This is a genomic window from Arthrobacter sp. CJL-S3 (assembly GCF_056711635.1).
In genome coordinates, this window is sequence record NZ_CM160046.1 from 2,439,248 (window position 1) to 2,462,846 (window position 23,599).

The window sequence follows — 23,599 nt, forward strand, 5'->3', positions numbered from 1 at the left end:
TTTAGTGGAAGCTCTGGTCGGGTCCGATATCGAACGGCCTGGCGGCGTGGCGCCCGTAGCCGGCGGCGCCGCCGTTGAGGAAGGTCCGGGGGCCGGTGATCCCCTGGAGCAGGCACATCTCGGTGTAGAGGCCGCCCGCCGCGATGAGGCGGCGGTGCGTGCCGCGTTCCACCACCCGTCCCGCGTCGAGGACGACGATCTGGTCGGCGGCCATCGCGGCCGCCATCCGGTGCGTGATGATCACCGTGGTCCGTCCGGAGCTGACCTGCCGAAGGGCGCGCAGCACGGCGTCTTCGGAACGGGCGTCCAGGCCCGTCGTCGGTTCATCGAGCACGAGGACGGGGCAGCCCTGCAGGACCGCGCGCGCCAGGGCCAGGCGCTGCCTTTGCCCGCCGGAGAGGGTGACCCCGCGCTCGGCCAGGACCGTCTCGTAGCCGTCCGGCAGTGCCTGCACGAAGTCATGGGCCTGGGCCGCGCGGGCAGCGAGCACAACCTCGTCCATGGAGGCGTCGGGCCGGGCGTACGCGATGTTTTCCCGAACCGACGCCCGGAACAGCAGGGCATCCTGCGTGACGAGTCCCACCTGCGTGTGCAGGCTCGCGCCCGTCAGATCGCGCAGGTCCGCGTCGTCCAGGAGGACCCGGCCGCTGGTGGGGTCGTGCAGCCGGCACAGCAGGGCGGCGACCGTTGACTTCCCCGCACCCGTGGGCCCCACGACCGCGAGGGTGCTGCCCACCGGAACGGTCAGGTCGATGTCCTGCAGGACGGGGCGGTCCGCGGTGTAGGCGAACCCGACGCCGTCGAGGCTCAGCTTCTTCCGGGGTGGGCCGGCCGTGCGGGCTCCGGGCTTGTCCTGCACCGCCGGGCGCCGGTGGAGGGTGTCGGCGATGCGGGCGGCGCGGACGCCGGCGCGCGTCAGCTGGGCGGGCAGCTTGGACAACGACCGTGTGGGTCCGAAGAAGTCACGCAGGTATGACGTGAAGATCACCAGGTCGCCCGGGGTGAGGGCGCCCGCCAGCACCCGCTGGGCGCCGAGCCAGACGAGGCCGGCGATGGCCACCGCCACCACCGAGTCCACCGCGGCACTGAAGGCGACGCTGGTGCGCGCGGAGCGCAGCACGGCGGCGACCGAGGCGTCGGAACGCTCCCGGAAGCGCTGGGACTCGTGCTCTTCCCGCCCGGTGGCCTTGATCAGCTTGACCGCCACCAGTGACTCCTGCGCGAGCGCCGCCAGGTCGCCCTCGATCGCGCGGGAGTTCTCCTCCACCGCGCGGATGCGGGCGCGGAAGCTGGCGACCGTCAGCAGGAGCAGGGGGAGCACCAGCAGCAGCGCCACGCTGAGCTGCCAGTCCAGGACCAGCAGCACGCCCGCCATGCCGGCCAGCGTGAGGACGTTCGTCGCGGCGTCGACGAGCGTCACGGTGAGCAGCGCGCGCACCTTGTCGACGTCGCCCGTCAGGCGGGTGGTCAGTTCACCGGTCGGCGTCCGCTCGTGGTAGCCGAGCGGCAGCCGCTGCAGATGGTCGTACAGCTTGGTGCGGATGGCGGCGGCCACCCGCTCGCCGACCACGGTCTGGACGTAGCTGCGCGCGGCCCCGACCAGGGAGTCCAGGATGGCGATGCCGGCCAGGGCCACGACGACGAGGGCGAGGATGCGCTGCACGTCCTGTCCGCCCGAATCGCCGGTGGGCAGCAGCACTTCGTCGAAGAGATATTTCAGCGGCCACGGTTTGAGCAGCGCGACCCCGGTGCCGGCGACGGCCAGCAGCCCGGCCAGCACGCAGCCTGGCCACTGCGGCCGCAGGAACGGCCCGAACGTCCGCAGGATCAAGCGCGCGCTCATCACCGGCACGGAGGAGGCAGCGGAGGGATGCGCGGCGCCCGCGTGCGCGGCTGCCCCGGCGCCGGGACGGGTGCCCCGGGTGACCGACCCGCTCACCGGAATCCGCCCCCTGCCGCGGCCTCCACGGCCGCTTCCCAGGCGTCGAGCCAGTCCGGCACGAACGAGGAGTCACTGACCGGGCGGACCACGAGGCGGTAGAAGAGGACCTCGGCGAAGGTGCGGGCCACGTACGCCGGGGCGGACCCGACGGCCTCGGCGGCGCCGCCGCCGTCGGCGTAACCGTCCAGGAACGCCTCCACCCAGGGCACGGCCGCTGCCAGGTCCCCGTGCCGCGATGCGCCCATGGTCAGGGTCTGCCCGATGAAGTGGCCGAGGTCCCGCGCGGCGGGGGCCCGGGCGGCCCGGTCGAAGTCGATGACCACAACGCGGTGCTGGTCCAGATGGATGTTCTTGGGCTGGAAGTCCCCGTGGGTCACCACCGGCGGGCCGCCGGCGCTGGTGTTGGCGGCACGGGCCAGCACCGCCAGGGTCGCGTCCCTGAGCCGGCCCAGCCTGACGGCGGCCTGCGGCAGCAGCCCGGCCAGCGCCGCGGTGTACTCGGTGAGCTTGAGCTGTTCGAAATCCGCGGCCAGGTCCGGCACCTGGACGCCGCGGACACCGTGCAGCCGCGCGAGCCAGCGTCCGGCCCGCCCGGCCTCGGGTGCGGCCGCTCCCAGGTCCCCGTCCAGGAGCGAGTGGAGGGTTGTGGCCGGCGCCTCCTCCTGCGCGAGGAGCTGACGGGCCGGGTCGAACCCGTACGGGGCGGGAACCTGTAGTTCGGGGCCGTCGAAGCCTGCCCGGCGCAGGCTCGCCAGCAGCCGCCACGCCTGTTCCCCGCCTCCCGCCCGGAAGCCCTTTCCAATCACGGCCAGCGGGGCCGACGGGCCCTGGCCGGCGTCGAGCGTGACCGTCCACCGGACCACCGGCCGGCTGCGGGAAGGGTGCACAACCGAGCGGGCGAGCACCTGCGCCCGGCCCGGCGGCAGGGAATCGAGCGGGGGCGGCGCGGCGAGCAGCGACTCGGCGATCGCGAGCCGTTCGGCACGTGGAGTGCCGGCGGACGTGGCCGCCACGGCGCCGCTGCTCACCGCCGGCCTCCCACCGGGTCGCGGCTGCTGAGCACAGAGAGCCGTTCGCGGCCCGTCCGCAGGGCCCGCGCGGCCGCGTCGTCGTCGACGTCCCCGACCCCGATGAGCAGGTGAAAGAAGCGCGCGTCGGCGCGCACGCGCACGAGGACCCCGTGTCCGGGTTCGGGTCCGGCGGGGTCGCACCACGTGGTGTCCTCGTCGTCCGCCAGTGCCAGCCACACCCCGGCCCCGCGGTTGCGGGCGCCCTGCCAGTTCCGTCCCCCGCCGCGCATAAGGTCTGCCGAGCCGTGGCGGAGCAGCCGGTAGTAGTCCGGGGACAGGCACGTCTCGACGGTGATCCCGGCTGCCGCCGCGGGCAGTTCGTAGGCGACCAGCAGCGCGGTGCTGGCGTGGTCCAGGATGATCCGTTTGCGGAGCCCGTGCAGCGGACTGTCCGCCTGCACATTCACCAGCTCCACCCGGACCGCTCCGTCCCCGGTATGGATGGTCGCCTCGTGGCGGTCATGGACTCCCCCGACGTCGGCAAGCCCGCCGGGGTGGTTGCCGGGGACGTCCATGTAGCTGTTCAGGTCCTCCTGGCGGTTCCAGTCGTCGGTGGGGTTCCCGATCACCAGCACGCCGCCGTCCGGGCCGCGGCACGCCAGGTAGACCAGGCGCCCGCCGCACGCCGGGGACAGCACGGCGAAAAGGTGCTCGTTCCGCAGGACCAGCTCCTCCGTGCCGTCGTCGTCGATGTCGACCAGTTCGGCCCCGAGCGGGCGAACAGGGCTGCCGAACCACCGGGCGGCGGAGGCCAGCACGCCGGTGGCCCGCCCGTGGCTGGCCACCGCCTTGGCCCAGGCGGCCGGCGGCCGCTCCGGCTGCTCCGTGTCGTGCCACGCCGTCTCGTACCCCGAGGCGAGCAGGTGTTTCCAGGCCAGCGCCGTGAGGCGCGGTTCGGCGCCGGCACTTTCCGCACCGGCCACCGCGCGGCGGGCCCGGGCGAGGTGCTCCTGGTACGGGCGCCAGGCCTGGTCCTGGTCCCAGCCGCGGTAGTCCTCCCCCGCGTGCCAGTCCTGGGCCAGCTCCACGAACGTGCCGCGCTCGACGACGCGGACGCCGGGAATCCGCCGGCGCTGGCGGAGCCACGCGGGCAGATCCACCGGCAGCAGGTGCGGCTGGGTGGCCAGCCAGCGCAGGAACTCCTCATACCGTCCAAGGGCACTGGGGTGCCACGGGCCCACCCCGGCGCTCTTCTCCATGTCGTCGGCGTACACCAGGAGGGTGTCATCGCCGGGGGCGGTCGGGAGTTCTGCGGCGCGGGACAGGCTGCGCCAGTGCCTCCGGTCGTCCGGCGGAATCCAGTACCGCAGCCGGGTCGACATCGGCACCACCTGCATGCCGTTGCCGCCCTCGATGCAGTACGGGCGCAGGGCGTCGGCCGGTGGCGGACTCGCCGGATCCGCGCCGTCGAAGTCCGCCCTGTCGCTGCCCCCGTGCGCGCCGTCGGTGGGATAGAGCAACCGGTCGTCGAGCAGGACGTACCGGTAGCCGCCGTTGGGCAGGTCCGGGTCGGCCAGGACCCCGGCCAGGCGCTCGGTATCCCACACCCGTTCGGGGATCCAGCAGATCTCCAGGTCCTCCGGCGCGCACCCCAGGTGGCGGCGGTAGAGCCAGAACAGTTCGTGCAGCTGCCGCCGGTTGAACTCCGGGTCGAAGGCGGTGAGAACGTTCTCGGAATACGTTCCGCCGATGAGGGAGAGCAGGCCGACGTCGCGCAGCCGGCGTACCTCGGCGAGAAACCAGGGGTGGTGCCAGGCGACCGCCTCGACCATGGTCCCGGACAGGTGGAGGGCCACCGGCGTGCGGTATTTCTCGTGCAGCTTCAGCAGCGCCGCGTAGCCGGTCACGATCGCGGTGAGGCCTTCCCGGTCCTGATAGCCGTCGGTGACCAGGAACTGGTTGGCGTGATGGACGAGCGCCAGGGGAAGCGGTGCCGGGCGCGGCCTGCACCGGGACACCGGGGTCCCGGCCGGCGTGGCGCCGGGCCGCCCGGGACCCCGGACCAGGTCCTGACCCCGGGCAAGGTCCGGACCCCGGACGACGTCGGGACCCCGGACAAAGTCCGCGGCGCACCGCGAGCGCACCGCCTCGTCGTACAGTGCGATGTATTCACCGGCGGGCGCCCGCCAGGAGAAGTCCGCCTCCATCGCCCGCTGCTGCAGCCGGCGCCACTCGGGCCCGCGCCGGTACACCGCGAGGGCGCTGTCTACGGCCGAGAGCATCGAAGCGACGCGGCGCTGGACGAAGACGAAGCCCAGACCCGCGGCCGGATCGTCGGTGTAGTCCTTCACCGTGTCCGCGAGGCCGCCGGTCCGGCGCACGACGGGGATCGTGCCGTAACGCAGGGCGATCAGCGGTGTCAGCCCGCAGGGTTCGAAGACGGAGGGCGCCAGAAAAAAATCCGCCCCGGCGTAGATCTGTCGAGCCAGGGGTTCCTGTGTGGTGGGGTGGTACGCGACCTGGCCGGCGAGACGCCGGACCGCGGCCTGCAGCTCCCGTCGGTACCGGGGCGCCCCCTCGCCCATCACCACCACCTGGGCTCCACGGGCCACGATCTGGTCCAGTGCCGAGGTCAGCAGGCCCACCCCCTTCTGCGACACCAGCCGGGCGACCATGCCGAAGAGCGGACGGTCCGGGGCGCGCTCCAGGTTGCTGATCCGCTGCAGGACCTGCTTGTTCGCGGCTTTTCCGGCGAGGGAGGAGCCGTCATAGCGGGTGTCGATCCACGGATCCCGCCAGGGGTCGAACTCCTCGTAGTCAATACCGTTGAGAATGCCGCGGGCGGTGTCCCCCCGGGTTCGTAGCAGTCCGTCCATCCCTGCCCCCTGTGCCGGGGTGAGGATCTCCTGCATGTAGCGGGGGCTGACGGTGTTGACCCGGTCCGCGAAGGCGATGCCCCGCTCGAGCAGTGTCCCGGCCGGGGGCAGACCGATCAGCTGCTCGGTGGCGGCCCCGACCCTCCCCTGATAGGCGATGTTGTGGATGGTGAAGACGATCCCGGTGCGCTCGAGAACACGCCGGTGCGGTCCCTGCCGGGCTTCCTGGGCCACCAGGCCGCAGTGCCAGTCGTTGCAGTGGATGACGTGCGGACGCCATGCGTCCAGGGCCGCCAGCGTGGTGACCGCCTTGGAGAACAGCACGAACGGCATCACATCGTCGTCCTGGTAGCTGTACGGGACCTCGCGGTCGAACCACCCGGGGAGGCCGAGCGTAAAGACTTCCACTCCCCCCAGCGACGGCAGGCGCCGGACCATGACGGTCTCGGCTACGGGGCCCAGCGGCACCTCGAAGGTCAGCACCGGGATCCCGCCGAGCCCCCGGTACCCCGGGATCACGAGGCGGACGTCGAAACCCAGCCCGGCCAGCTTCTTCGGCAGCGCGCTGCTGACGTCGGCCAGTCCGCCGACCTTGACGAACGGATAGGCTTCCGCGCTGGCGAACAGCACGCGGTGCGTCCGTGGCGACGGGACGCCGGGGCGGAGTTCGCCGAGCTCGTCGGGATCGTCGACGTCGGTCATCCCCTGCGGCCGGGTCGGCCGGAGGTTCATCGGCTGCAGCGGGTTGTGGCCGCCGGCGAGCGCGGTGTCCATCACAGGGGTCCGCAAGTATTCGAATGGAGCCGGAATCTGCATTGTCCCACCTCACTCCAAGGCGCCGAAAAGGACCTTCAGCGTTTGTTGTGTGGAGTAAGTCTTGTCCCGTCCGAAGAGGGGTGTCAACATCTAAGCGAAATGACGGCCAGACCATCCGGTTCGGATGAGGTGCCGTCCGGCCCAGCGCCTCTACGGTCAGGAGACGGGCGGCGGAAGGTTCGACGGCGGCCCTACCAGTCGCGCCGGTCAGCCGAACCAGGGACCTGCGGCAGCGTGATCATAATTTTAGAGCGTGGCATATGGGGGAAACATGGCGCTGGCGAGTCGTGCAGGATCGAAGTCAGCCGCCGGCGTCGGCGCCGTCCTCGGCTACCTCGCTGTGAGCGTGATCTGCGGCGTTCTTGCCGCCGGCCTCGTGGTCCCCGCCGTCGCCGGGGTCGGCGTCGCCCTCCGGGAATCGGTGGGGTTCTACAATCGTCTCCCCACGGAGCTCACCGTCGACCCGCCGTCGCAATCAACAAAAGTCCTGACCGCTGACGGGAAGACCATCGCCACCTTCTACGCGGAGAACAGGGTGCGGGTGAGCCTGGACGAGATGTCGCCGTACATCAAGGACGCGATTGTCGCCATCGAGGACCGCCGCTTCTACGAGCACGCCGGTATCGACCCCCAGGGAATCCTTCGGGCCCTGTCGTCCAACCTGACCAGTGGCGGCAGGCAGGGCGCCTCCACCCTGACCCAGCAGTACGTCACCAACGTCCTCAACGAGTCCCTGGTGTCGGCGGACAAGGGAGACCGGATTATCCTCAACGGCCAGAAGGACATCGGCGACAAGGTGCGCGAAATGCGGCTCGCGATCGAGCTGGAGAAGAAGTACTCGAAGGACCAGATCCTGGAGGGCTACCTCAACATCGTGTTCTTCAGCCGGGATGCCTACGGCATTGAGGCTGCCTCGCGCCATTTCTTCAGCACGAGCGCCAGGAGCCTGAGCCTGCCGCAGGCCGCACTCCTTGCCGGCCTGGTGAAAAGTCCCAGCTTCTACAATCCCGCCGTCAACCCGGACAACGCCATCCAGCGACGCAACCACGTGCTCGACGCCATGCTCGACCTCGGCAAGATCTCCGAAAAAGAGCACGCCGCCGCCGCAGCCACCGGGGTGGAGCTCACCCTCAACCCGGGGAAACAGGGCTGCGCGGGGGCGGAGATGGCAACCTACTTCTGCGACTACGTTTCGCACCTCATCCTGAACAACCCGGCCTACGGCGTCGACCTTGCCTCCCGGGTGAGGAAGCTGTACCGCGGTGGCCTGACCATCACCACCACGCTGGACAGCCGGCTGCAGCAGGCCGCGCAGGCCCAGGTAGACGCCACGGCCGGGGCCAACCCGGACAAATGGGGCGCGTCGCTGGTATCCGTCGGGCCGGGCACCGGACAGATCCTGTCGATGGCCCAAAACACCGTGTTCCTCCCCGAACCGGAAAAATTCGATACCCAGCTGAATTTCAATGTCGATTCCAAGGACGCCGACGGGAATGACCTGAACGGCGCCGGCGGGTTCCAACCCGGGTCCACCATGAAGCCGTTCACCCTGGCCGAATGGCTCAACGAAGGAAAGTCCCTGGCCGACACGGTGGATGCTTCCCGGCGGTCTTATCCCCTTGATTTCAAGTGGAAATCCAGCTGCGGCAAGGTGCTCGGCGGCTACAGCACAAAGCAGAAGAGCCTCGGCGCCGCGGATGACCTGCAGAACAACGACGCCGGCTACTACCGGCCCATGCGCGTCGACTACGGGCTCTACAACTCCATCAACACCGCCACCTTCGCGGAGGCCGCCAAACTGGATTTCTGCGGAATCCAGAAGGTGGTGGATGCCGCAGGAATCCACAGCGGGCTGGATAACGCCCAGGTCAACATGCATCAGCTGGGCAACCTGCTGGGCGCGATTGGGGTGGCGCCGCTCGTGCTGGCCAATGCCTTTGCCACCTTCGCCAACGACGGCAGGTACTGCGAGCCCGTCGCCATTGTGGAGGTGACCGACGCGGCAGGGCAGCAGCTCCCGGCCCAGACCAAGTCCTGCCGTGACGCCATCAAGCCCGAGGTTGCCCGGGGCGTGAACTCCGTGCTCCAGGATGTGCTGAAAAAGGGGTCCGGCGTGTACATCAAACCCAAGGTCCACACCAGTTTCCCGGTCGCGGCCAAGACCGGCACATCCAACACCAACGGCGCCACGTGGGTGGTCGGCTACACCAGCGGCCTGGCCACCGCATCCTTCTTCGGGGACGCCCTGGAAGGCCAGAAACGGCCCGGGCAGAACATCACCGTCAACGGCAAGTTCTACAAGAGCATCGACGGTTACATGCTCGCCGGCCCGCAGTGGGCCAACTACATGCTCGAAGTCGCCGGACTCTATCCCGCCGAGGCCTTTCCGGCGCCGCCCGAGTCGATGACAAAAAAGTCCGATCGAAAGGACACTGCGTTGAAGACCACCAAGAAGTCGGCCCGAAAGGATGCGGATCGGCGGGACTCCGACCCACGGGATTCTGATCGGGACTGAGCGGCGGCAACGCCCCTGCGGACTTTCAGGACCACGCCGGGAAGAGGGGAAAGGGGCAATTATTATGGAATTGTGACGCCGGCTGTTCCGGAGTCGGTATTCTGGAAGTGGTCAGGCAGCGGCCACACGTGATTCGTAGAGAGATGGTGTCTATGGCAAGCAATCTGGATGTCACCGTCGCCGTGAACATGGATTCCGGCACCACCAACCCCACCCCTTTCGCAAAACCCACCCGCAACCATGGCCAGGCATTGGCCGCCGTGGCCCGCCGGACCTCACCCACTCTGGAGATGGCCGCTTGACGATCAACCGCCAGATTCCCCAAGGCGTGCCTTCCTCGCAGATCTTCGGCACTTTCCGTCGCTGGCCACTGGTACCGTCCGCCGAGCTGTACCGGCTCCAGGCCGCGCTGACGCAGTGTGTGGAGCTCGCCGGGTCCCAGGCGGCCCAAGAACTTCTGGCGCTTGTTTCGGAGGAACTCCGGCAGCGGAGCGCCAAGGAGCCTCCGGAAACCCGCAGCCCTTCCGGGCAGGCCCGGGCGCCGCGGAACCGGGCAAGCGAAAACTGACGCACCGTCACCGGCGGCGCGTTCCTGGCACCCGTAGCTCAGCTGGCAGAGCAGGGGACTTTTAATCCTCGGGTCGTGGGTTCGAATCCCACCGGGTGCACCGATGCGCATACCCGGGGGGCGCATCTCTCGAACAAGGTGGGGCGTACTCGGCCGGCCGCTGCGGGTCCAGGGCAGTTCCTGTGACCCGCCCTGGACCGAATGCCCGGCCTCAACAACAGTCGCAGCGGACCTTTCCGCCGTGGCAATACCTTTTATACTCCCAGGGCGTCCCGCCGGAAAGAGCCATTTTCCCGGGATGCAGCCGGACGCCGCACTCCGCCCGACCCGGTCGCAGGACAAACCGGTCGCAGGACAAAGCTGCGCGGATGTGGCCCGCCCCCAAAATAATGCGGGCCACACCCACGCCAGCCGGGTCCCTGAGTCCGCCGCCATGCTTGACGTGCGGAACCGGTCGGGGGCACGATGGGGCGGCTTTGCGGAGCATTTCGTCGCCGACTACTCAGCTGGTTCCGGGGCAGGCACGAAGGCCGGAGGCTCTGTGGGATGCGGGCGGGTCGGTCCGACGTGTTCCACCGGCCCGTGCCTGCACAGAGGTTGGGGCGGGGGGCGCGGCCCCGCAAGAGGCATCACCGTGGGTCTGGCTGTCATAGAGAACTCTCCACGAAGCTGAGAGGCCGACTGCCTGACCGCCATCAGGATAACAAAAGGTCCCGCCGGTAAGAAGGGCACGCGCACACCGCCGGAGGATCCTGATGGCGCGCCCGCGGGCAGCTGTCAGGACATGACGTCAGCGAGGTCCTCGTTGGCCGCTTCCACGTCGAACGCCTTCGGGTCCAGAGTGTCTCCCGGCAGCATTCCCAGCCATTCCCGGTACTCCTTGTGGTCCTCGTGGTGCGGATCGTTGACCGCCTGGACAATGTTCGCCCACCCCCAGGTGCCGCCGCTGTCCTCCGCCGGCGCCATGCCGCGTCCCGCGGTGCATCGCGGGAGCTGACCGCCGTCGTTCGCCAGAATCTTCTCCAGCTTTATGGCGAGCACCCAGTTGTCACCGAAGTCGTAGGTGTAGCCCATGCTGCTGCCCACGGTCGGCAGCAGCTCGCCGACGGTCGCCGCCGATTCGTCGCGGGAAGACTCGCCGTAGAACTCGTCGTCACCGTCCGGATTCACGGGCGCATAAGCGGTGCCGCGGAATCCCCCGACCCGGAACTCGTGCAGGTGATAGTCCAGCCACCCGAACACCGCCTGGATCACCTGGTGCAGCTGAGGGAGCGGCATGCCTGCGGGAACCAGGACGCGGCGCCAGATGGGCGGCTTCGAACCGTTGAGCGTAACCTTCAGCTGCAGAATCGTCGTCTCCGCCGGCGGCGGCACTTCCCGGACCACGGCCAGCACCGGGGCCCGACGTGCCGGCTCCGAATTTGCACGGCTCCCCTCGGTCGGCCCGAAGCCGGCCGAATCGAAGTCAGCCGGCTCGAAGCCGGTCGGCTCGAAGCCAGTCGGTTGAAAGTCAGTCGGCTCGAAGCCGGTCGGTTCGAAGCCGGCATCGTCCCGAGCCTGAACGATCCCCAGGTCCGCCAGCAACCATTCGTCGTCGAAGACATTCGCGATGCAGCGGACGAGGGGCGGCGGCACGCGGAAGTGGGTGTCGATGGCCAGCAGCCCCAGCTCCGCGAGCTCTTCGAGGCGGCTGACGGCCACGCCGGTCAGCAGCCCGGCCATGGCCCGTTCCGCAGGCGGCGCGTGGTCCGGGGCGGCCAGAACACGCGTTTTCTCCGGCGGATCCGAAGTTGCCGCCGCGAGCAGGAGCGATGCCTGCAGTCCCGATACCGTCCGTTCCCACGGCTGCGCCGGATCCCATCCGAGCACCGCCGTGTCCAGGAACTCGTCAACGAAGAACACCAGTTCCCCCAGCCGCTCCGAAGGCCCGCCGGCCAGGAACACACCGGAATCCGCAGAGGGAACAGCCTTCGTCGACGTGATCTCAAGGAGCTCGGTCGCCTCCAGCGCGTTCCAGAGCTGGGCCAGCAGCGGCACCTCGTACATGCTCCGGACCGTGGGCACAGGGCCCTCCGAACCGGCGGTGCCCGGCAGCGGGACCCCGGACTGTTTGGTGCCACCCCTGACGGTGACGCCGACGCAGGCAGCGGCGGCTTCAATGTCCCGCAGGCGAAGCGCGCCCGTGGCTGTGACGGGCTTCCCCTCGCCGATCCATCGCAGCAACGCCGTGGCGCGCCGGATGAGCGGCAGCTCGGAGAAGGCCGCCAGGGCCTCCTCATCGGGGATGTCCGGCACGTCGAGGAGGCTCACGCCACCGTCGTCCTCCCCTGTCGTGTCGAGGAAGTCCATGACTGCCGCCAGCTGATCCGCCGAGCCGCTCCACCGGCCGGTCTCAACGAGAAACTCGACGAAGGCGCCAACGGAGTGGACAACGAAGTGCGTGCTCTCGAAGAGACCTGCCTCCGCGGCCGCGGCGCCGGCAACGTCTCCGGCGTCGTCCAGCGTGGCCAGGATTTCGTCTGACACGGCCGCCGACAAGCCAGAAGGTTCAAGGCTTGTCACGTCGGCCGCGGCCGTTGTGTCCATGTAGCGGCCCAGGACGGCCTTGATCGGCTCCAGGCATTCCAGGGCGGCAACCGCCGAGCCGGGTGAGACCTCCTCGAACCAGCGGACAAATGCCGGTGTGAGCGCGTCCACGGCCCGGTCGGCCCGGACAGCGCTCAGGGATTGGGGCGCGGAGGCGCGGTTACCGGGACCCCCCGCGCCCTTGCCCTTGTGCCGGTTCCCGCCGTTCCTGCTCATGGTTCCCCCGCCTGTGTGCGCATTGGTATTACGACGACGGTACTAACCCTGCGGTCGGCGTGCCAGTGCCTCGCGGTACTCAGGCGCCGCAATGCTGCGGACGGCTGCGACTGCAACATGGTCGTGGAGCCATTGATTGCACGGGTGTTACCTGATCGTTGGACCGCGGTGGTGTTCTATGGCGAGGATGGTGATGTCGATCGCGCCCGGGGTCAGGCCGGTGTGGCTGATGCTTTCACGCACGCGTTGTTGTACCGCTTCGGCGACATCGAGGGCGGGGTAGGCGATGTCGGTGGCGATATCGAGGTGGACGCGTGCGGTGCCGTCGCTGATTGTCGCGGTGACGCCGTCGTGCCGGTACGTGCCGTTTTGGCTGCGGGGATTGCGTAGGTGCCGCAAGGCGGCGGGACCAAGCCGGGCCAGGAGGCCTTGGACAGTGGGTTCGAGTCTGAGGACTCCGGGTGTCTCCAGCGTGGTGCGGGTGGCGAGGGAGGCGATGAGCTGGCTGGTGATGATGGAGCCTTGGAGGGGCGGGTCAGACATCGTACAGGTCCTCCACGGTGATGTTGACGGTTCCGGCGCCAATACCGACGCCGGCCGGAATCGCGTTGCTGATCTCGTGTCGCAGCGCCTCCGCCATGAGGGGGATGTCGACGCCCGGGGCTGCGGCAACCCGAAGGTTGACTATGAGGCGAGGGCCGGCAGTGGTGGCAGTGCCGGTGGTTCCGGACGGGTGGTCTTCCCCGGTGAGGCTGGCGGCGGCCGGGCCTATTTCGATGCGGCAGCGTCGTGAGTGAACCCCGGGGATCGCTGCCGCCGCGAACCGGACGAGGGAGCTCAGGGCCTGTTCGCTGATCTCCGTGGTGCCGTTGTCTGCGCTGCGCAGGAGGATCCTGCTGCCGCGGCGGACTTCCGCGCGGGCCACGTCCATGATGGCGTCTTTGATCCCGGGGCCGGGTTTCAGCGCGGGATCGTGCAGGTCGCTTTCGCGCAGCGCACGGGTTGCTTCACTGAGTCTTTCGAGCCGGGTTCTGGCAGTCCGGCAATGTTCGCACTGTTCCTCGTGTGCGGTGGGAGGCCGCTCGATGGCGGCCCAGATGCTGTCGATGCTGCGGCCGCAGCCGAGCCGGGGGACGTCGTCTAACGCCATTGGCTCATCCCTTCTGCTATCTGATGGCGTGCCCGGGCGAGTGTGCCGCGAACTGCTGCCGGGCTGATCTTCAGTGTGACACCGATCTCGGCGTAACTGCGTCCGTGCATTTCCCGCAGCAGCCAGCAGGCCCGTTGTGCCGGGGGAAGCGTCTTCAGGAGTGCGGTCAGGCCGTCCTGTTCGGCGGACCATTCAGCCTCGTGGGCCGGATCCCATCCGGCCGAAACGAAGCGGGCGCGGGCTCCCGGCATGGCGTCCATGTCGTCCGAGTCGACGATGCTCTCGGCATGGGCGGACCGCTTGCGCAGCACGTCCAGGCACTTGTTCGTCGCCAGCCGGTAGATCCAGCCACCGAAAGCGTCGGCATCAGCGAGCATGGGGAGACCACACCAGCCCGTTGTCAGAGTCTCCTGCACGATGTCTTCGGCTTCGCCGCGGTCGTTGAGCATCCGGTACGCCAGCCGAAAGAGTCTGTACTGATACGTGAGCACCAGGTGTTCGAATGCTGCCAGGTCGCCGTCCTGGGCGCGGGCGACGATGCTCCCCTCGTCCAGGTCCGGTTCGAAGCCGGGGCTGTGATCACCCATGCGCTGTCCATCCCGTCCGGTGACTTGCCGGTGTCTGGCCCAATATGCCACAGCCAGGCAACGCCGGGAACAGTGAGGAGGTTCCGTTGCCCGGCGGGGAAAATAATTCGTGCCGTCACGTGACGATTCCGGTTGGGTTTCGTCCCTATCGGTGTACGTACGTTCACCAGTCCCACGAGGAGATGTTTTCCATGACAGAGACACCCAAAACCCCCGGAGTTGCGAGCGGCGTCATGGCAGCGCCTGACGAGCAGATGCGCGGCGGCGCGCTGGAACAAGTGAAGGCGAGGGACGCGCTGCACACAGACCGCGGCGACACCACAATCGAGGAAACCGTGGTGCAGAAGCTGGCAGGCATCGCCACCCGCGAGGTTCCCGGTGTGTACGCCATGGGCAGTGCCGGCCGGCGGGCCTTCAGCGCCCTGACCGAACGCATCCCCGGCTCCCAGACCAATGTCAGCGGCGGGGTCACCGTGGAAAAGGGTGAGCGTCAGGCCGCCATCGATGTCTCCATCGTCATCGACTACGGGTTCTCGGTGGTGGAGGTCAGCCAGGCGATCCGCCGCAACATCATCCAGTCCGTTGAGCGCGCCACCGGATTGGAAGTGCTGGAAGTGAACATCAACGTCACCGATGTTCACCTGCCCGAGGAGGAACACGACGAACAGCAGGTCCAGAAGACCCAGCTGCAGTAACCACCTCACTGTGTCCCCTGCCAGGAAATAACCGGTCGTTGAGGAAAAAGGATGGCTATGTCTACTACACGTTGGTGCGTGACCATAGGTCTCGTACTGGGAATCGTTTTGGGCTTCGGCGGCTGGCTGGCTCTTCTGGCCACGGTGGTCCTCGGATTCATTGGACTGCTGGTCGGCCGGGTCGCGGAAGGAAAACTCGATGTCCAGGCCCTGTTCGGTAGAGCATCGAGCCGATGAACCCGCCAGGAGCCCACGCTCTGCCCTTGCCTGGGGAAGGGGCCGGGGTCGGGGTCGGGGACACCGTCCCGGGCTTCGCCGAGACGGGCACACGAGGGCACACGGTCCTGGCGGCCAGGGTGATCGAGAAAATCGCCGCCCAGGTCGCCAGCGACGAATCCTCCGCCGGCGGGTCCTCCGGCGGATTTCTGGGAATCGGAACGCGTGCTGATCTCTCCGCCCGGCCCAAGGCATCCGTGGTAATCACCGGGAACATCGCGACCCTAAGCGTTGAGATCGGGATGCTGTATCCGGTGCCGCTGCGCCAGGCCACCGAGGAACTGCGCCGCCGGATCGCGACCAGGGTGACCGACCTGACCGGAGTAGACGTCCGACAGGTCGACATCAGGATCGCGTGGCTGACCACCGGAGCCGACACCAACGGCCGAAGGAAGCTGCTGTGAGCCGGCACGTCCAACGGTCCACGCGCCTGAGGCACCGGCCCAGCCGCGCTATCCCTGCCCTTATCGCCGGAATAGTGCTCCTGGCCGCCGGCGCCGCACTGGTCTGGCTGAGCGTCACCCGGCTGGTCACCGGGTCGTGGCCGACCGTGCTGCAGGGGCCCAGCGACTGGCTCGCCGCGCTGGCATGGAATGACCCCGCCGTGGGGCAGATCGGGATAGCCGCCGTCATCGCAGGGGTCATCCTCTTGCTCTGCGCCATCATTCCAGGAGGGTTCAGTGCCCTCACTATCGATGATTCGGGCACGGGCGCCGGGGTTGAGGCGCCACCGGTGCAGGAGCAGGAGACAGTGATGACCCGCCGCGCCGTCGCCCACCTGGCCAAGGCCCGGTGCGTGCAGATCGACGGCGTCGGCTCGGCCTCCGCGACAGCCACCACGCGGCGCGTCCACGTGAACGTGACGACTTCCCTGCACGAGCCGGGGGACCTGCGCCAGAGGATCACCGACGCCGTCCGGGCCCGTCTCGAAGAAACCGGGCTCTCGCCGGTGCCCCAAGTCACCGCCACGGTCCGGTCCAGAGACTGAAACCGTTCGCGCACCCGCCTACCGCGACTATATGAAGGACGGCTTCCGATGAGGCAGAACGCAGGAACACTGAACCGGATCTGGCTGGCAATTCTCGGCATCCTTTGCCTGGCCGCCGGCACCGCACTGCTCCTGCAGACGAACGGGACACTGCAAACTCTCCTCAGCACCGCCCCCGCATGGCAGTCCGTCATCGCCGGTGACCTGCAGGCATTCCTCGCGCAGCCGTGGGTGGCGGCCACCGTACTCATCATCGGAGTCATCATCGGGGTCCTGGGGCTGCTGTGGATCATCGCCCAGATCCCGAGAAGGAACAGGGCAGGCGCCTACCGCCTCCACGACGACGGCAGCCAGGGATTCACCCTCTGCGACCCGTCCGTCCTCGCCGCCGCCGTCGAAAAGCAGATCAACACCCTGCCCGGTGTCGTCACGTCCGCAGCCCTGCTGCGTGGAACCGCCATGGCCCCCGACCTGACCCTGAAGGTGACGGTCAATGACAGGGCCGACATCCGGGACGTTATTCACCGCATCCAAACAACCACCCTGCCGGAGCTGTCCAGCGCCCTGGAGGTGCCCCTGCAGAGCAGCCGGCTGCAGATCGACGTCAGCGGACGAACCCAAAGCACCGGAACCGTCGTGCATTCCACCGGCACCGTCGTCTACTAGCCACTGAGCAGCACCCAGGCGGAGCTCTCCGGCGCATCTGAAGTAAGTAAGGTTGCTGCCTCAAGTGCTTCGCTTTACGATCCCAGCGCAGTGTCCCTAGCGCGCGCCATCTGGTAGCCGAGGGTCAATACCCGGAGAGACAAGCCCTCCGGAGGCAAGTCCGCTGCCGCCAGGACCGACCCGTCGTCCGCACCCCCGATGTGCGCCGCGGCGCCAGGATTTTCCGCAGCACGGGGCTCGTGCGCAAATCCATTCAAATCCCAGGACCGCATTCCCGGGTTGCTAAGGAGAACAGCGGACCACACAGCCTCCACCGTCGTGATGGCCGCGGAGGCCCCCGTTGGTCCCGAAACCAGCCAGCCGTCGCTGGTGGCGGCCACTTTGGGGGCCCCGGGCCATGTTTGGCAGATGGCGTTGATCGTTTGGGCGACAATGAGGTGCTGTCGCATCGTTCGGTTCGACCCCAGTACGGGGTCGCTCACAACATTTCGTCCGCACGCGCCGCACATGTGAGGTATCCCTTCCTAGGGCATGACGTCGCCGGAATTTGGCCCAAGCGTCTGGCCGACATACAGGTTGCCGCCCGGATCGCTGGCGAGAAGCAGCGCCGTAGGCGCCACCTCGGCCGGAAGGCCGAAGCGCAGAAGCGGCAGTCCGGCACGCTTCGCCGTTTTCCATTCCTCGGAAATTCCTTCAACCAGGGGCGTCTCAATAGGGCCAGGGGCGATGCTGTTGACCAGCACGTTGTCGCCGGCCGTTTCCAGGGCCAGAGCCTTGGTCAGTCCGACGACGCCGGCTTTGGCAGCACTGTAGTGGCTGAGTCCCGTTCCGCCTTTGATGGCCAGCTGGGAGGCGATGTTGATGATACGGCCCCACTTCTGCTGCCGCATCTCCCCCACCACCTCCCGGCAGCACAGGAAGACACCCGTCAGGTCAACCGAAATCGTCTCGTTCCACATGGCCAGGGTCATGTCTTCCAGCCGCGATTCGGTCAGCAGGCCCGCGCTGTTCACGAGAATATCGATGCTCCCGATCTGGGCGCGTGCGGCGGCGAAGGCGACCCTTACACTGGCCTCGTCTGAGACGTCGACGGCGATGGTTCCCGCCACGCCCGACCGGTCCAGGACAGCCACTCTGTCGCCGTTGGCGGTGAAGGCGTCGGCGATGGCCCTGCCGATGCCGCTGGCTCCGCCGGTGACCACTACACCCCGGCCCTCTGTGGGACGCGAGGCTTCTGAGTTGTTCATTCCTGTCCTTCCAGGGCTTTCAGGCGCGCATCTTGATGGTGAGACCGCCGTCGACTATCAGTGACTGGCCGGTGACGTAAGAGGCGTCCTCGGAGGTCAGGAAGCCAATCACGCTGGCGACCTCCTCGGGCCGTCCGACCCGGCCCCACGGGATTTCCAGCCCGGCGCGTTGCAGCCCCTCAGGACCGAGCGAGTTCACCGGGTCCAAGGACTGGGGCGTCTCGATAAGACCGGGAATCACAGCGTTGGCGCGGATGCCGCGCGGTCCCAGCTCGGCGGCCACGCTGCGGATCAACCCGAGTACGCCGGCCTTGGCGGCCGCGTAATGGGCATGCTCCTCCCACCCGTAGACTCCCCCGGCAATAGAGGACACGGCCACCATCGCTCCGCCGCCGGTCATCCGCACGGACCCGGCCCGCAGGGTCCGCAGGACGCCGGTAAGGTCGACGTCGAGCATGTCGTCCCAGCGCTCATCAGTCATCTCGGCCAGGGGCGAGTTGCGCAGAATTCCTGCGTTGGCCACCGCGTAGTCCAGTCGGCCGTACTCCGCCAGGGCGCGTTCGGCGAACGCATCAACAGACGGTGTGCTGCGGACATCGACTTCGTGGACGACTCCCTGACCGCCTGCGTCCGTCACAAGCCGGAGGGTTTCTTCCGGGTCGTGCGGGTCACCGGGAAAGGTGCCGATCACCGAATGCACGCCCCGGTGGGCGTAGTGGACGGCAACGGACCGTCCAATGCCGCTGGCCGCTCCGGTGATCACGGCCACCCTTGTTTCCGGTGTCATGCTTCCACCTCGTGCGGGTGGTCCTCGAGCAGGGCCTCGACCGGGGGCTTCGCGGCGATCATCAGGAGGCCGGAGAACAGCGTTCCGGCCGCGCCGACCCACAGGGCTGCAGCGCCGGTTCCTGCGCTGGCGGCTGCCAGCGTGAACAGGAACCCGCCGAGAATGGTGCCGGGCTGGCTCATCGCGCCGATGAAGGCGGTGCCGGTGGCACGGCAGCTGACGGGGTAGCACTCGGCCATGAAGTACTGGATCGCGGCGTACGGTCCGACCAGGAAGAACAGTCCGGCACCATAGGTTGCGATGATCATGAAGGGGCTGGTGGCGATCGGGCTGAGCATGATGGTGAAGGAAATGCCGGAGAGAATCCAGCCCCCGATGATGGTCCGCTTCCGGCCGATCTTGTCACCGAGCCAGCCGTGGAAAACGTAGCCGAAGTACGCCAGCAGGTTGATGACGATCAGCATCCAGAAGGCATCGGTGAGTTCCACACCCTTGGCGTTCTTCAGGACGGAGCTGCCGAGAATGCTGAAGATCAGGATGCCGAAGAAGTTGAAGATCCAGGCCAGCGAGAAGACGATCGTGTTCCGGCGCAGGTGCGGCTCCCAGATTCGCTTGAGCGGGGCAGCGGAAGAGTGTTCGACGCCGAATGCGCGGGCCAGGGAGTGGGCTTCCTCGGTCTTGCCGCTCTTCTCAAGTTCGGTCAGCTTGTGGTGCAGCTCGAACTGCGGCGTCTCCTTGAGCTTCTTGGCAATGACCCACACGATGATGACGGCCGGAACGGTTGCCATGAGATAGAGGGCCCGCCAGCCAAGGGACGGAAGGAAGACGAGGGCGAGGGCACTGGCGAGCAGGAAGCCCAGCGGCCAGCCGCCCTGGATGAAGGAGTAGTGGAAGCCGGGGCGCTTGCGCTTATCGGCGACTTCGGTGACCTGGTAGACCTCGTTCATGTAGGTCGCGTTGACGGCCTGCTCGGAGAATCCGAGCCCGCCGAAGGAACGCACCAGCACGAGCAGGCCGTTGCTGAGGAACGGGATTCCGGTCGGGATCAGGGCCGTCAGAGCGGAGACGATGGCCGTTCCGCCGACGGTGGTCATCATGCCCTTGCGCCGGCCGAGCCGGTCAATGACCGGGCCGATGCCGAAGCAGACGATCGCGGTGCCGACGGCGATCCAGGTATTGATCGCATAGGCTTCGGATTCGGTCCAACCGAACTCTTCCTGCATGGCCGGCAGGAGGGTGCCGAAAAGCCCAAAGTCGAACACGGCGACGGTCCAGGCACACAGGGCCAGCACGGTGGCGGTGGTCGTGTGGTGCTTGGAGAATGTCGGGAAGCGGCGCTTCTCGTTGGGGGCGGGCTGCGTCAGGTCGACGGCGGGCTGCTGGGTGGTCATTACTGGTTTTCCTTTCGGGGGCTGCGTGCGAGGAAGGAGTCCGCGATCTGGTCGAAGGTGAGCCAACTGACGCCTTCGTGGGAGTTGATGTGTTCGATGAGGCGTTCGAGCATGAGCAGGACCTGGGGGCGGCCCGAGACATCCGGGTGGATCGTCATGGTGAAGGCCGCCTGGTCCATTTCGCGGTATACCCAGTCGAACTGGTCGCGCCACATTTGTTCGATGTCCCGGGGGCTGACGAAGCCGTGGGAGTTCGGGGCCGCCTTGATGAACATCATGGGAGGAAGGTCGTCCAGGTACCAGTTGGCGGGGATTTCGACGAGGTCGGTTTCCTTGCCCCGGACGAGCGGCTCCATCCAGGTCTCGGCGGCCTTGGTGTAGTCGATCTTCTTCCAGCTGTCACCGACGCGCACGTAGTAGGGCTCGAAATCGCGATGCATCAGGGAGTGGTCGTACTTGATCCCGCGTTCGAGGAGAATCTCGTTGGTGACCGGGGAAAACTCCCACCAGGGAGCGACATAGCCGGTGGGGCGACGGCCGGAGACCTTTTCGATGAGTTCGATCGACCGGTCCAGGATGGCCGTCTCCTGCTCGCGGGTCATGGCGATGGGGTTTTCGTGCGAGTATCCGTGCACTCCGATTTCGTGCCCCGCGTCCACGATCATCCGGGTCAGGTCCGGGAACGTCTCGATCGAGTGGCCGGGCACGAACCATGTGGCGGGCAGGCCGTACTTCTCGAAGAGGCGGATGAGGCGCGGGCCGCCGACCTCGCCGCTGAACAGGCCACGTGAGATATCGCACGGGGAATCCTCGCCCCCGTAGGAGCCGAGCATTCCGGCCACGGCGTCCACGTCCACGCCGAATGCGACTTGGATGTCCTTAGTCATGGGATCCACCTTTCATTGCGTTTTTGTTGAGGTTTTGTTGGTGCGGTTTTGGTTTGGGGCGAAACTAGTCCGGGAGCGTGCCCCGGCGGGCGAAGGTTTCCGCAATGCCGGCCGCGGGGGTATCAAGCCTGAGTAGCAGGCTGAGAAGGACCAGCGACTGGGATGGTCTGAGCAGACCGGAGGGTATGGCGCCGGCCGCGCGGAGGTCGGCACCGCCGCCGTCGCCGTATCGGGGAACGACTGCGCCGGCTTCCACCCGCGTGCTCGTCACCACCACGACCCCGGCCGCGATTGCGTCGGCGACGTCCCGGCACAGCACGCGGTTGGCGTTGCCCGTTCCGGTTCCTTGGAGCACAACCCCTGCCGCACCGGCCTGAAGGGAAGCCTGCAGGAGCGTGGAATCCGCTCCGGGATAGACGGCTATAAGGTCCACACGCGGTGAGCCGGCGCCGACGCCTGGTAACGGTAACGGGGCAAGGCCGCGCTGTGCTGCATGTATGTTGACCTCGCCGGAGCCGGACACTGACCCGGCCGTTCCGAAATCCGGGTCGGCGAACGCGTCGAGCCGGGTCGTGTGGCTCTTCCGAACTCCAGCAGCCGGGAAGATGGTCCCGGCAAACGCCAGCAGCACGCCCTTTCCCCGGGCGTGCGGAGAACCGGCAACGGCGATCGCGCGAGAGAGATTGCCGGGACCGTCCGGCGTCGGGGAGTCGGCCGCCTCCTGCGCCCCGGTGAACACCACCGGACGAGGATCATCGTGGGTGAGATCAACAAGATAGGCGGTCTCCTCCATCGTGTCCGTACCGTGGGTGACCACGACCCCCAGAACCTGCGGGTCGGCCAGGGATTGCCTGATGCTGGCGCAGATCGCGATCATGTCATCGACCGTCAGCAGGTACGAACCCTTGCGGAAGACGTCACCCACCCGGACCGGATACGAAGCTTGCACCCCCAAGCTGGCGAACACCTGCTCTCCCGAGTCCGACGCCACGGCGGCTCCCCCGGCCTCCGACGCACGGGAGGATATTGTTCCTCCGGTCGCCAGGAGCACCACATGGGGGCCAGCCAATTCTGTGAGAGTCATTTCCGCTCCATCTGTCCTGCATCTTCTGTCAGACGCTTACCCAATCGATTGGGTTGTGGGATAAAAATTATCCTTGCGATGTTTCCCGCGTATGCCTGCGGGTGTTTCGAGGGTGTAAACGCCTCGCCCTTGGGCCCGAACCACGCCTACCCAATCGATTGGGTAAGCGGTAAATTGACTATAGAATGTGATGTGTGGCACGTCAAGGGTCTTCCGAACCAGAGAGCGGCCTGATATTGGGCAGGATTAGTGGCGACATCTCTTTTGGCTGAGGCAGGTAAGCGATTGGAAGGAACCATGGCCGGGAACACGACCGTCACGTTGAGGGATCTGGCGGACGAGCTTGGCATCCACCCGTCGACCGTGTCCAGGATCCTTCACTCGGACTCCGCCGTGGCGCGAGGGGCGGCCTCCGTGGCGACGGCCGAACGTGTGCGGGATCTGGCACGGAAACGGGGGTACTCCCCAGACCCGCAGGCCGCCGGTCTGCGGACTCGGCGCACGCGCCTTATGGGAGTGATCGTGCCCCGGCTTTCGGACCTTGTCCTGGCAACCATGTACGAGGGCATGGATGAGGCCGCGGCGGCGCTGGGCTATTCGACTTTCGTCATGAACTCCCGCGACGACCCCCAGGAACAACGACGGAAGACTGACACCATGCTGGCCCGTCGCGTGGACGGACTGATCATCGGTGACGCGCACCTGGACGGTGACCTGCTGCGGGAGTTGACGGACCGGAAGGTGCCTTTCGTCCTCGTGAACCGCCGTGTCTCGGGCTACCCGTCCGCCACGTGCGACGACGTCCTTGGTGGCACACTTGTCGCCGACCACCTGTGGAGCAAGGGGCATCGGAACGTAGCTGTCATCGCCGGTGAGCCCTACGCCAGCACGGCCGTTGACCGGACGGCGGGCTTCGTGGACCGTTGGCGTACGCTGGGCGGCAAAATCCCCCAAGACTCCATCGTCTGGTCTCGGTTCGATACCGCCGGCGGACGGGAAGCGGCCGAAAATATCCTGACCCACTGCCACCCCGCCCCGACTGCACTGTTCGCCGTTAACGACTTTGCGGCGATCGGCGCCATGGGAGCACTGCGGTCCCACGGCCTCACTGTCGGCGACGACGTGGCGGTGGTTGGTTTCAATGACACCTCGCTGGCCGCGGAACTCCCCATTCCGCTGTCCTCGGTTCGCTCGCCCATGCTGGACATCGGGAGGACTGCGGTGCAACTCCTGAAACGGCTACTGGACGGCGAAATTCCCGAGCCGGTCAGGCTGGAACCAACCCTCTGCGTGCGGGAAAGCAGCGCCTGAA

21 protein-coding genes and 1 tRNA gene are annotated in these 23,599 nt (G+C 67.5%); 10 read left to right on the forward strand and 12 right to left on the reverse strand.

What is annotated here, in order from left to right; genetic code table 11:
• Position 1 precedes the first annotated feature (1 nt).
• From AC06G6_RS11115 to AC06G6_RS11125, 3 genes are read right to left on the reverse strand one after another with little or no spacing between them, the layout of a single operon-like run.
• Complete coding sequence (locus AC06G6_RS11115) at positions 2–1,939, reverse strand: ABC transporter ATP-binding protein (RefSeq protein ID WP_479821990.1); 1,938 nt, start codon at positions 1,937–1,939, stop codon at positions 2–4.
• Complete coding sequence (locus AC06G6_RS11120) at positions 1,936–2,970, reverse strand: phosphotransferase (protein ID WP_479821992.1); 1,035 nt, start codon at positions 2,968–2,970, stop codon at positions 1,936–1,938. The genes AC06G6_RS11115 and AC06G6_RS11120 overlap by 4 nt, the downstream gene beginning before the upstream one ends.
• Entirely contained in the window at positions 2,967–6,644 is a 3,678-nt protein-coding gene (locus AC06G6_RS11125; RefSeq protein ID WP_479821995.1) for a glycogen/starch synthase, read from the reverse strand. The genes AC06G6_RS11120 and AC06G6_RS11125 overlap by 4 nt, the downstream gene beginning before the upstream one ends.
• A 271-nt stretch (positions 6,645–6,915) precedes the next feature.
• Here AC06G6_RS11125 and AC06G6_RS11130 point away from each other — a divergent pair, with 271 nt between their 5' ends.
• The 4 genes from AC06G6_RS11130 (at position 6,916) to AC06G6_RS11145 (ending at position 9,827) form a co-directional block, all read left to right on the forward strand.
• Positions 6,916–9,159 carry a transglycosylase domain-containing protein gene (locus AC06G6_RS11130; protein ID WP_479821997.1) on the forward strand — a complete coding sequence of 748 codons (2,244 nt, stop codon included), beginning with the start codon at positions 6,916–6,918 and terminating at the stop codon, positions 9,157–9,159.
• 152 nt (positions 9,160–9,311) lie between these two features.
• The gene (locus AC06G6_RS11135; RefSeq protein ID WP_479821999.1) at positions 9,312–9,461 is read left to right on the forward strand and encodes a hypothetical protein; all 150 of its coding nucleotides are present in this window, start codon (positions 9,312–9,314) and stop codon (positions 9,459–9,461) included.
• Positions 9,458–9,727: a hypothetical protein gene (locus tag AC06G6_RS11140; RefSeq protein ID WP_479822002.1), complete on the forward strand. Its 270-nt coding sequence runs from the start codon at positions 9,458–9,460 to the stop codon at positions 9,725–9,727. Before AC06G6_RS11135 ends, AC06G6_RS11140 begins: the two co-directional genes overlap by 4 nt.
• A 27-nt stretch (positions 9,728–9,754) precedes the next feature.
• Positions 9,755–9,827 (forward strand) — tRNA-Lys (locus AC06G6_RS11145).
• A gap of 677 nt (positions 9,828–10,504) precedes the next feature.
• On the opposite strand, the gene AC06G6_RS11150 is transcribed toward AC06G6_RS11145, so the two are convergent.
• The 4 genes from AC06G6_RS11150 to AC06G6_RS11165 form a co-directional block, all read right to left on the reverse strand.
• Positions 10,505–12,529 (reverse strand): plasmid pRiA4b ORF-3 family protein, encoded by a 2,025-nt coding sequence (locus AC06G6_RS11150; protein WP_479822004.1) that lies wholly within the window; start codon positions 12,527–12,529, stop codon positions 10,505–10,507.
• A gap of 147 nt (positions 12,530–12,676) precedes the next feature.
• The gene (locus AC06G6_RS11155; RefSeq protein WP_479822007.1) at positions 12,677–13,072 is read right to left on the reverse strand and encodes an Asp23/Gls24 family envelope stress response protein; all 396 of its coding nucleotides are present in this window, start codon (positions 13,070–13,072) and stop codon (positions 12,677–12,679) included.
• Positions 13,065–13,679 carry an Asp23/Gls24 family envelope stress response protein gene (locus AC06G6_RS11160; protein WP_479822009.1) on the reverse strand — a complete coding sequence of 205 codons (615 nt, stop codon included), beginning with the start codon at positions 13,677–13,679 and terminating at the stop codon, positions 13,065–13,067. The genes AC06G6_RS11155 and AC06G6_RS11160 overlap by 8 nt, the downstream gene beginning before the upstream one ends.
• Complete coding sequence (locus AC06G6_RS11165) at positions 13,670–14,266, reverse strand: RNA polymerase sigma factor (protein WP_479822011.1); 597 nt, start codon at positions 14,264–14,266, stop codon at positions 13,670–13,672. The genes AC06G6_RS11160 and AC06G6_RS11165 overlap by 10 nt, the downstream gene beginning before the upstream one ends.
• 254 nt (positions 14,267–14,520) lie before the next feature.
• On the opposite strand from AC06G6_RS11165, the gene AC06G6_RS11170 reads away from it, so the two are divergent.
• Genes AC06G6_RS11170 through AC06G6_RS11190 form a run of 5 tightly spaced genes read left to right on the forward strand, consistent with a single transcriptional unit; the run spans position 14,521 to position 16,891 of the window.
• Positions 14,521–14,961 (forward strand): Asp23/Gls24 family envelope stress response protein, encoded by a 441-nt coding sequence (locus tag AC06G6_RS11170; RefSeq protein ID WP_479828637.1) that lies wholly within the window; start codon positions 14,521–14,523, stop codon positions 14,959–14,961.
• Positions 14,962–15,018: 57 nt separating this feature from the next.
• Positions 15,019–15,198 carry a hypothetical protein gene (locus AC06G6_RS11175; protein ID WP_307465510.1) on the forward strand — a complete coding sequence of 60 codons (180 nt, stop codon included), beginning with the start codon at positions 15,019–15,021 and terminating at the stop codon, positions 15,196–15,198.
• Positions 15,199–15,224: 26 nt separating this feature from the next.
• Positions 15,225–15,641: an Asp23/Gls24 family envelope stress response protein gene (locus AC06G6_RS11180; protein ID WP_479822014.1), complete on the forward strand. Its 417-nt coding sequence runs from the start codon at positions 15,225–15,227 to the stop codon at positions 15,639–15,641.
• Positions 15,638–16,225, forward strand: coding sequence for a DUF6286 domain-containing protein (locus tag AC06G6_RS11185; RefSeq protein ID WP_479822016.1), 588 nt, complete (start codon positions 15,638–15,640; stop codon positions 16,223–16,225). Before AC06G6_RS11180 ends, AC06G6_RS11185 begins: the two co-directional genes overlap by 4 nt.
• 48 nt (positions 16,226–16,273) lie before the next feature.
• Positions 16,274–16,891 carry an Asp23/Gls24 family envelope stress response protein gene (locus AC06G6_RS11190; RefSeq protein WP_479822018.1) on the forward strand — a complete coding sequence of 206 codons (618 nt, stop codon included), beginning with the start codon at positions 16,274–16,276 and terminating at the stop codon, positions 16,889–16,891.
• Positions 16,892–17,415: 524 nt separating this feature from the next.
• Here AC06G6_RS11190 and AC06G6_RS11195 read toward each other — a convergent pair.
• The 5 genes from AC06G6_RS11195 to AC06G6_RS11215 all read right to left on the reverse strand — a co-directional run bounded on the left by AC06G6_RS11195 (position 17,416) and on the right by AC06G6_RS11215 (position 22,287).
• Entirely contained in the window at positions 17,416–18,138 is a 723-nt protein-coding gene (locus tag AC06G6_RS11195; protein WP_479822020.1) for an SDR family NAD(P)-dependent oxidoreductase, read from the reverse strand.
• A gap of 19 nt (positions 18,139–18,157) precedes the next feature.
• A complete protein-coding gene (locus AC06G6_RS11200) occupies positions 18,158–18,925 on the reverse strand; it encodes an SDR family NAD(P)-dependent oxidoreductase (RefSeq protein ID WP_479822022.1) in 768 nt (255 codons plus the stop codon).
• On the reverse strand, positions 18,922–20,316 hold the full coding sequence (locus AC06G6_RS11205; protein WP_479822024.1) for an MFS transporter: 1,395 nt from the start codon (positions 20,314–20,316) through the stop codon (positions 18,922–18,924). The genes AC06G6_RS11200 and AC06G6_RS11205 overlap by 4 nt, the downstream gene beginning before the upstream one ends.
• Positions 20,316–21,203: a polysaccharide deacetylase family protein gene (locus AC06G6_RS11210; RefSeq protein ID WP_307465522.1), complete on the reverse strand. Its 888-nt coding sequence runs from the start codon at positions 21,201–21,203 to the stop codon at positions 20,316–20,318. The genes AC06G6_RS11205 and AC06G6_RS11210 overlap by 1 nt, the downstream gene beginning before the upstream one ends.
• Positions 21,204–21,267: 64 nt before the next feature.
• On the reverse strand, positions 21,268–22,287 hold the full coding sequence (locus AC06G6_RS11215) for an asparaginase (RefSeq protein WP_479822027.1): 1,020 nt from the start codon (positions 22,285–22,287) through the stop codon (positions 21,268–21,270).
• A gap of 297 nt (positions 22,288–22,584) precedes the next feature.
• Between AC06G6_RS11215 and AC06G6_RS11220 the strand changes: the two genes are divergently transcribed.
• Positions 22,585–23,598, forward strand: coding sequence for a LacI family DNA-binding transcriptional regulator (locus AC06G6_RS11220; RefSeq protein ID WP_479822029.1), 1,014 nt, complete (start codon positions 22,585–22,587; stop codon positions 23,596–23,598).
• Position 23,599 lies beyond the last annotated feature (1 nt).

Bases quoted from the DNA above. Each gene is read 5' to 3' on its own strand.
- AC06G6_RS11155 (WP_479822007.1), bottom strand. From the start codon at position 13,072: ATGTCTGACCCGCCCCTCCAAGGCTCCATCATCACCAGCCAGCTCATC.
- AC06G6_RS11205 (WP_479822024.1), bottom strand. From the start codon at position 20,316: ATGACCACCCAGCAGCCCGCCGTCGACCTGACGCAGCCCGCCCCCAAC.
- AC06G6_RS11195 (WP_479822020.1), bottom strand. From the start codon at position 18,138: ATGAACAACTCAGAAGCCTCGCGTCCCACAGAGGGCCGGGGTGTAGTG.
- AC06G6_RS11135 (WP_479821999.1), top strand. From the start codon at position 9,312: ATGGCAAGCAATCTGGATGTCACCGTCGCCGTGAACATGGATTCCGGC.
- AC06G6_RS11130 (WP_479821997.1), top strand. From the start codon at position 6,916: ATGGCGCTGGCGAGTCGTGCAGGATCGAAGTCAGCCGCCGGCGTCGGC.
- AC06G6_RS11150 (WP_479822004.1), bottom strand. From the start codon at position 12,529: ATGAGCAGGAACGGCGGGAACCGGCACAAGGGCAAGGGCGCGGGGGGT.
- AC06G6_RS11210 (WP_307465522.1), bottom strand. From the start codon at position 21,203: ATGACTAAGGACATCCAAGTCGCATTCGGCGTGGACGTGGACGCCGTG.
- AC06G6_RS11215 (WP_479822027.1), bottom strand. From the start codon at position 22,287: ATGACTCTCACAGAATTGGCTGGCCCCCATGTGGTGCTCCTGGCGACC.
- AC06G6_RS11175 (WP_307465510.1), top strand. From the start codon at position 15,019: ATGTCTACTACACGTTGGTGCGTGACCATAGGTCTCGTACTGGGAATC.
- AC06G6_RS11170 (WP_479828637.1), top strand. From the start codon at position 14,521: ATGCGCGGCGGCGCGCTGGAACAAGTGAAGGCGAGGGACGCGCTGCAC.
- AC06G6_RS11220 (WP_479822029.1), top strand. From the start codon at position 22,585: ATGGCCGGGAACACGACCGTCACGTTGAGGGATCTGGCGGACGAGCTT.
- AC06G6_RS11160 (WP_479822009.1), bottom strand. From the start codon at position 13,679: ATGGCGTTAGACGACGTCCCCCGGCTCGGCTGCGGCCGCAGCATCGAC.
- AC06G6_RS11190 (WP_479822018.1), top strand. From the start codon at position 16,274: ATGAGGCAGAACGCAGGAACACTGAACCGGATCTGGCTGGCAATTCTC.
- AC06G6_RS11125 (WP_479821995.1), bottom strand. From the start codon at position 6,644: ATGCAGATTCCGGCTCCATTCGAATACTTGCGGACCCCTGTGATGGAC.
- AC06G6_RS11165 (WP_479822011.1), bottom strand. From the start codon at position 14,266: ATGGGTGATCACAGCCCCGGCTTCGAACCGGACCTGGACGAGGGGAGC.
- AC06G6_RS11200 (WP_479822022.1), bottom strand. From the start codon at position 18,925: ATGACACCGGAAACAAGGGTGGCCGTGATCACCGGAGCGGCCAGCGGC.